The following is a 6,260-nucleotide window of genomic DNA, read 5'->3' on the forward strand; positions in this document are numbered from 1 at the left end:
CCGCTATACGCTCGTGTCTTTGTCGCGCGGGCGAGGCTTGACGGCGACCGGCTGGTCGCCGGGGGCCGGGTTGGAGGGCTGCGCGCGGATGAAGTCGAGAAGCTCGTCCTTCAGGACGTAGTAGCGGCGGCCGCCGGGCAGCCGGTGCGTGGGGATGACACCCTCGCGCGCGTAGCGCTGGGCGGTGTTGAGGTGCACGCCGAGGATCTTGGCCACGTCGCTCAGCGACAGCATGTCGCCGAAGTCGTCAAGGTCGGCGAACGTGGCCATGGGCGTCGTCTCCTCGCTGGGATCGGCCGCGGGGCAAGCCGTTCCTGCGGGCATGGTGCCATCCTGATGGCACCGGTAACAGGATGTAAGGCGATGTGGGCCGTTGCGGGGCGGCATTGGGGTAACGCCTCCACACGGGTCCCGGCGTCCCGAGCCGGCACGCCGGCGAGTTATCCACAAGCCGGCGAAATCTTTGCGGCATCTGTCACGCGGGTCGGCTTTGATGATCTCGCCCTTCCCCCTCCGTCGCGCCGCTGCCTTGGGCCGGGGGCCGCGAATGCCCCGGGTTGAGCAACCCGGCGAAAGGGAGGAAAGGCGTGACAACGCAACCGGTTGTGGACTAGTGTAACCATCCTCAACACGATACCGAATGGCGCAAGGCGATGATCCCCTTCACCGAGGGTTGCTAGGCCCTCCGAGTGAAGGTGGCATCGCGCGGAGGCCCCGCCGATGAGCGTGACGGAGCAGCTGCCAAGCCTGGCGGGCGCGCGCGACACGGCACCGCCGCAGCAGGCCAGCCCGGCACGGGTGCGGCGGCGCCGGCCGGGCAGCGTGCTCGCGCTGATGCTGGTCGCCGGGCTGCTGCTGGGGCTGGCCACCTACATGGTGCTGCGCGACCGGGACGTCACCTACCGGGTCGCGGTCGCCGCGACCGACCTGCGCGCCGGCACGGTCGTCTCCGCCGACTCGTTCCGGCTGGTCGACACGAAGGTCGCTGATCAACTGGCCGCCGGCCTGGTGCACGCCGACCACGTCGCCGGGGTCACCGGCTGGGTCGCCGCCAACACCGTGGCAGCGGCGAGCTCGTGTCGCGCGGTGACCTGCGCCCGCCCTCGGCGCCAAGCGAGTTCCGCGCCATGAGCCTGCCCATCGACCGCGAGCGCGCCGCCGGCGGCGATCTGGCGCGCGGTGACCGCGTCGACGTCGTCGCGGTGGTGGAGGGCCGGGCGCTGTACGTCGCCGCCGACCTCGAGGTGCTGGCCGTCGCGAGCAGCCGCGGCGACGGGGCGCTCGCGGCACCGGGACGGTTCTTCGTCACCGTCGCCGTCGACGAGCCCACCGCGCTGGCGCTGGCCCGGGCGCTGGAGATCGGCACCGTCAGCGTGCTGCGGTCCACCGGGTCGCTGCCGGCAACCGTCGACCCCGACGCCCTGCGCGGCCTCAGCGACCAGCCGGGTCCCCGCGTGTCCCGGGACCCGCCGGCGCAAGACCCGCCAGCCAATGGCCAGGCCGGCCACCCGCAGGAGGGAGGCGACGATGCCGGGTGAGGTCGCGGTCGTGGTCGCCGCGACACACCAGGAGTGGGCGACCCGGCTGACGGGCTGGATCAGCGACCACGGCAGCGAGGTGCGGCTGCGCGACCACTACGTCCTGGCCCGCGACGACGCGCTCGCCCAGGACTACGACTGCCTCGTCGCCGACGCCGACTCGTCGCTGCTCGACGCGGCCCTGGTCGCCGAGCTGCACCGCCGCGGCCGCACCGTCGTCGGCGTGTGCGACCCCGACCTGCCCCACACGCGCCGGCGGCTTACCGAGCTCGGCTGCGACCGCGTCGTCGACAAGTCCGCACCGCCGGCCGAGCTGCTCGCCGCGGTCGCGGAGGTCGGTCGCAGCGCCCGCGACCTCGAGGGGCTGCTCGCCGGCCTCGTCGACCTGCCCGCCGACCACCCCGAGGCCCTGCCTGCCCCGCCCGGCCAGCACGCCGCGCAAGCCCGGCCAAGGCGCGGGCGGCTCACCGCCGTCACCGGCCCCGTCGACGGGCAAGGCGCCACCGAGGTCGCCGTCGAACTGGCCGTCGCGATCCGCCGGTGGGGACGCGGCGTCGTCCTCGTCGATGCCGACCTGTCCGCCTCGAGCCTCGCGCAGCGCCTCGGCGTCGGCTTCGACCGCAACCTGCACACCGCCGTCGACGCGGTCGTGCACCACAGCGGCACGCTGCCGAACGCGCTGACCGCCACTCCGGTGGGCGGCTTCGAGCTGCTCGCCGGCCTGCCGCCCCGCAAGTGGGCCGAGGTTGACGCGGGCGACCTCGCCGCCGTCCTCGACGAGTTGCTGCTCATGCGCCACCACGTGCTGTGCAACATCGCCGCGCCGGTCGAGGACCTGCCCGGCGACCGCAACGCCGTCACCCGCCGAGTGCTCGCCGACGCCGACCGCATCGTCCTCGTCGCCGACGCCACTCCGACCGGCTGCGAGCGCGCGTGCCGCTGGCTCGCCGACGTCGCCGACCTCGTCGACGACCTCGCTCGCGTGCACGTGGTGTTCAACCGCTGCCGGCGTGGGGACGCCGCCGCCCAGCTGGAGGCCGAACTGCGCCGATGCGCCGAGATTGGCGGCGTCACGGCCGTGCCCTACGACCCGAAGGTCGTGCACGCCTGCTGGGCGGGCGAGGCGGTCGCCCCCGGCCGGTTCACGCGGGCGGTCGGCCAGCTCGCCGACGCCGTCGTCCTCCGCCAGGTCGCCCGCCGTCGCGGCCTGCTCGCCAGGGTGGCCGCTCAGTGACCGCGTCCGGGAACGGGCAGCTCGCGCAGGCCTCGGCCTACGAGACCGTCAAGGCCATGACGCTCAAGCGCGTCGAGGCCGGGGACATCGATCCGCAGGGCGACGCCGAGGCCGTGCGCGCCCAGATCGGGGAGGTCGTGCGGGCCTACCAGCGCGAGGCGCACCTCGACGACGCCCTCGTCGCGCTGGCCGACCCTGAGGCCATGGTCGCCCGGGTCATGGCCGCCGTGTGCGACTACGGGCCGCTGACCGGGCTCCTGCGCCGCGGCGACGTCGAGGAGGTCATGATCCAGGGCGCGCACCTGTCCTACATCACCGCCGACGGGCGCATCCACTTCCCCGCGCAGGCGGCCAGCGAGAGCGAGTACCGCCAGTACGTCGAGCGGCTGCTGCAGGCCACAGGCCGCCAGCTGGACGCCTCCACCCCGATCGTGGTCGCCGGCGTCGACGGGCACACCCGCCTGTCGGTCAAGATCCCCCCGGTCGCCGACGAGTTGACCGTGTGCATCCGCCGCCAGGTGCTGCGCCGCCCCACCCTGCGCGACCTGGTCGCCCAGGGATCATTGAGCCCGCCCGCCGCGGGGCTGCTGTGGGCGTGCATGCAGATCCGCTCCCGCGTCCTGGTCGCCGGCGCGCCGTTCGCCGGCAAGACCACCCTGCTCAACGCGCTGCTCGCCGCCATCCCCCCACACCGCGTGGTCCGGGTGAACGAGGAGGCCCGCGAGCTGTCCGCCCCGCTGATGCTCGGCGGGTACTGCCAGGCCAACGACCGGCCTGGCCAGACGCTGCGCGATCTCGTCCGCGCCGACCTCACCTTCCGCCCCGACATGCTCGTCGTCGGCGAGGTCAAGGGCGCCGAGGCCTACGAGGTCATCCGCCCGCTCAACGCCGGCTGCGGGTTCATGACCAGCGTCCACTGCAACGCCGCCGCCGACGCGATCGACGTGCTCACCGCCTGCGCCGCCATGGCCGGCGAGCGCATGGACCCCGACCTCATCCGCAGCCTGTTCGCCGGCGCGATCGACTTCGTCGTGTTCGTCGACGCCGACGAGGCCGCGCTGCGCGACCGCGACCGCGCCGCCCGCCGCCAGGTCACCGAGATCGCCTGGGTCGAGCCGCGGCTGCGCGGCGGCCAGGTTGTGCTCGAGCCGCTGTTCCGCCGCGAGGCGCTCGGCCGGCCGCTGGCGTGGACCGGCGCCCGGCCCGGCGAGGGCGTGGTCGCACGGCTCGACAAGGGCCTGGCCGCTGCCGGCGGGCTGACCGTCGACCGGATCCTCGCCGGCGACCAGGTCGTGGGGGCGCTGCGATGAGGCTCCTGGCCGCGGTGTGCGCCGCCTTCCTCGGCTTCGCCGGGATGGGCTGGCTGCTCGGCCACCCGGTGGCGCTGCGGGCGCCGCGGGTGCGGGCGCGGGGTGAGGGGTGGGCGCAGCGGCGGCAGCGCTGGCTGCGGCAGGCCGGCGCCCGCGTCACTCCGCTGCAGTTCTACGGCGCCTCGGCCGCCGCCGGGGCCGGCGCCTTCCTGCTGCTGTGGCTGGCCACGGGCGCGTGGGTCGTCGCGCTCGTGCCGGCGGCGCTGTGCGGGTTCGCGCCGCAGTTCTACTACACGGCCGCCCGCCGCCGGCGGGTCGCCGCGGTCAACCGGGCGTGGCCCGACGGGCTGCGCGACCTGGTCGCCAGCGTCCACCAGCAGCTGCCGCTGCACCAGGCCGTCCTCGAGCTGGCGCGCGGCGGGCCGGCGCCGCTGCGCCAGGCGTTCGCGCACTACCCGGTGCACGCCCGGGCGCTGGGGACCGTCGCCGCGCTCGAGCACGTCAAGGAGGAGCTCGCCGACCCCGCCAGCGACCGGGTGCTGGAGGTCCTCATCCTCGCCGCCGAGCGCGGCTCGGGCGGCGACCTGCTCGCCCGCCTCCTCGGCGACCTCGCCGAGTCGGTCACCGCCGACCTGCGCGTCGAGGAGGACATCGAGACCGCCCGCACCGAGCCGCGCATCAACATGGCCGTGGCCGCCGCGCTGCCGTGGCTGCTGCTGCTCGCCATGGTGCTCGGCGACACCCCCCAGCGCAGCTACTACACCTCCGGCCGAGGCCTCGGCCCGGTCCTGCTGGCGGCGGTGATGACATTCGCCGGCGTGGCGACGGTGCGGGCGCTGTCACGCGACCCGGTCGAGGCGCGGCTGTTCGTCGGCGAGGACGAGGCGGGCGCCCGGTGAGCGCGCCGGAGGTCGACGTGGCCGCGCTGGTGCCGGCGCTGCTCGTCGGGCTGGCCGCCGCGACGCTGGCGACGCTGGTATGGCGGCCGCTGCCCCGCCTGGCGCCGCGGCTGCGCCCGTACAACAGCGCCAACCGGGTGCGGCTGGGCCGGCCCGCCGACCTCGACCCGCCGCCGGCGGGGACGCCCGCGGGCGCGGCGGCCGCGGTGTTCGGCCCGCTGCTGCGCGCCGCCACCCGGGGTCTCGGCCGGCTGGTCGACCGCGAGCCCGACGACGAGTTGGCGCTGCGGCTGCGCAACGCCGGGCTGTACGCCGACCTGCCGGCCGAGCAGCGGGTGGTCGCCTACCGCACCCGGCGGCTTGGTTGGATCGCCGCGGCGGCCGGGGTGGCGTGCCTGCCAGCGTTGATGCTCGGCTCGGCCACCTGACTGGTCCTGCTCGTCCCCCTCGGCGTGGTGTTCGGCCTGGCCTACCCGCGCGGGCAGCTGGACGCGGCGATCAAGCAGCGACGCGACCGCATGACCATCGACCTGTACACGATCAACCAGCACCTCGCCCAGATGCTCGTCACCGGCCGCGGGGTCGACGAGGCGTTGCAGCGGCTGGTGCGCCGCGGCCGCGGCCCCGTGGTCACCGAGCTCGCCGAAGCGCTGCGCTGGCGCCGTGCCGGCATGCCGCTTCACCGGGCGCTGGAGACTTTCGCCGAGCGCACCCCCGAGCCGCACGCCGCCCGCACCTACCGCACCCTCGCCAAGGCCGCCACCAGCGGCTCCAGCGTCGCCGACGCCCTGCGTGCCCTTGCCGGCGACGTGCGCAACAGCCGCCGCGACGCGTTGCAACGCCTCGCCGTCAAACGCCGCGCCACCATGATCGTCCCGATCGTCCTGCTGCTCGTCCCCCCGCTGATCATCCTGGTCGGCGCCCCCCTGCCCGCCGAGCTGTTCGGGCACCTCCGATGACCCCGCCACGACCGAAGGGAGTCTTGTCCATGGCTGTTGTCCTGAGTGTGGTGCGCCGGATCGCCGGCGCGGTCGACGCCCGCATCCAGCAGAAGCCCGGCGGCTGGGCCAACGAGGACGGCCTGGAGATCGCCCAGGCCCTGGCGCTCGCCGCCGCGGCGATCTTCGCCACCATCGCGATCTTCTCGGTGCTGCAGAGCAACGCGATCAGCCTCGTGGGCGACCTGTTCCGCACGATCGGCGGCGGCTGACCCAGGCATGCCCTGCCGACCCCGCTCCTGGCCCGGGCGGGACGACGGTGGCCACCCCCCAGCCGACCC

9 protein-coding genes are annotated in these 6,260 nt (G+C 75.0%); 8 read left to right on the plus strand and 1 reads right to left on the minus strand.

Annotated features, from left to right (window positions below; genetic code table 11):
* Positions 1–3: 3 nt before the first annotated feature.
* Positions 4–270: a helix-turn-helix domain-containing protein gene (locus tag VM324_16215; protein HVM00835.1), complete on the minus strand. Its 267-nt coding sequence runs from the start codon at positions 268–270 to the stop codon at positions 4–6.
* A 450-nt stretch (positions 271–720) separates the two neighbouring features.
* On the opposite strand from VM324_16215, the gene VM324_16220 reads away from it, so the two are divergent.
* From VM324_16220 to VM324_16255, 8 genes are all read left to right on the plus strand, one after another.
* Positions 721–1,131 (plus strand): SAF domain-containing protein, encoded by a 411-nt coding sequence (locus VM324_16220; GenBank protein ID HVM00836.1) that lies wholly within the window; start codon positions 721–723, stop codon positions 1,129–1,131.
* Positions 1,128–1,538: a hypothetical protein gene (locus VM324_16225; protein ID HVM00837.1), complete on the plus strand. Its 411-nt coding sequence runs from the start codon at positions 1,128–1,130 to the stop codon at positions 1,536–1,538. The genes VM324_16220 and VM324_16225 overlap by 4 nt, the downstream gene beginning before the upstream one ends.
* Positions 1,528–2,772: a hypothetical protein gene (locus tag VM324_16230; protein ID HVM00838.1), complete on the plus strand. Its 1,245-nt coding sequence runs from the start codon at positions 1,528–1,530 to the stop codon at positions 2,770–2,772. Before VM324_16225 ends, VM324_16230 begins: the two co-directional genes overlap by 11 nt.
* Positions 2,769–4,082, plus strand: a complete 1,314-nt coding sequence (locus VM324_16235; protein ID HVM00839.1) for an ATPase, T2SS/T4P/T4SS family — start codon at positions 2,769–2,771, stop codon at positions 4,080–4,082. The genes VM324_16230 and VM324_16235 overlap by 4 nt, the downstream gene beginning before the upstream one ends.
* On the plus strand, positions 4,079–4,981 hold the full coding sequence (locus tag VM324_16240; GenBank protein HVM00840.1) for a type II secretion system F family protein: 903 nt from the start codon (positions 4,079–4,081) through the stop codon (positions 4,979–4,981). Before VM324_16235 ends, VM324_16240 begins: the two co-directional genes overlap by 4 nt.
* Positions 4,978–5,409, plus strand: coding sequence for a hypothetical protein (locus VM324_16245; GenBank protein ID HVM00841.1), 432 nt, complete (start codon positions 4,978–4,980; stop codon positions 5,407–5,409). Before VM324_16240 ends, VM324_16245 begins: the two co-directional genes overlap by 4 nt.
* 90 nt (positions 5,410–5,499) lie before the next feature.
* The gene (locus VM324_16250) at positions 5,500–5,940 is read left to right on the plus strand and encodes a type II secretion system F family protein (protein ID HVM00842.1); all 441 of its coding nucleotides are present in this window, start codon (positions 5,500–5,502) and stop codon (positions 5,938–5,940) included.
* Between the two features lie 29 nt (positions 5,941–5,969).
* On the plus strand, positions 5,970–6,191 hold the full coding sequence (locus tag VM324_16255; protein HVM00843.1) for a hypothetical protein: 222 nt from the start codon (positions 5,970–5,972) through the stop codon (positions 6,189–6,191).
* Positions 6,192–6,260 lie beyond the last annotated feature (69 nt).

The organism is Egibacteraceae bacterium (assembly GCA_035540635.1).
Classification (GTDB): domain Bacteria; phylum Actinomycetota; class Nitriliruptoria; order Euzebyales; family Egibacteraceae; genus DATLGH01.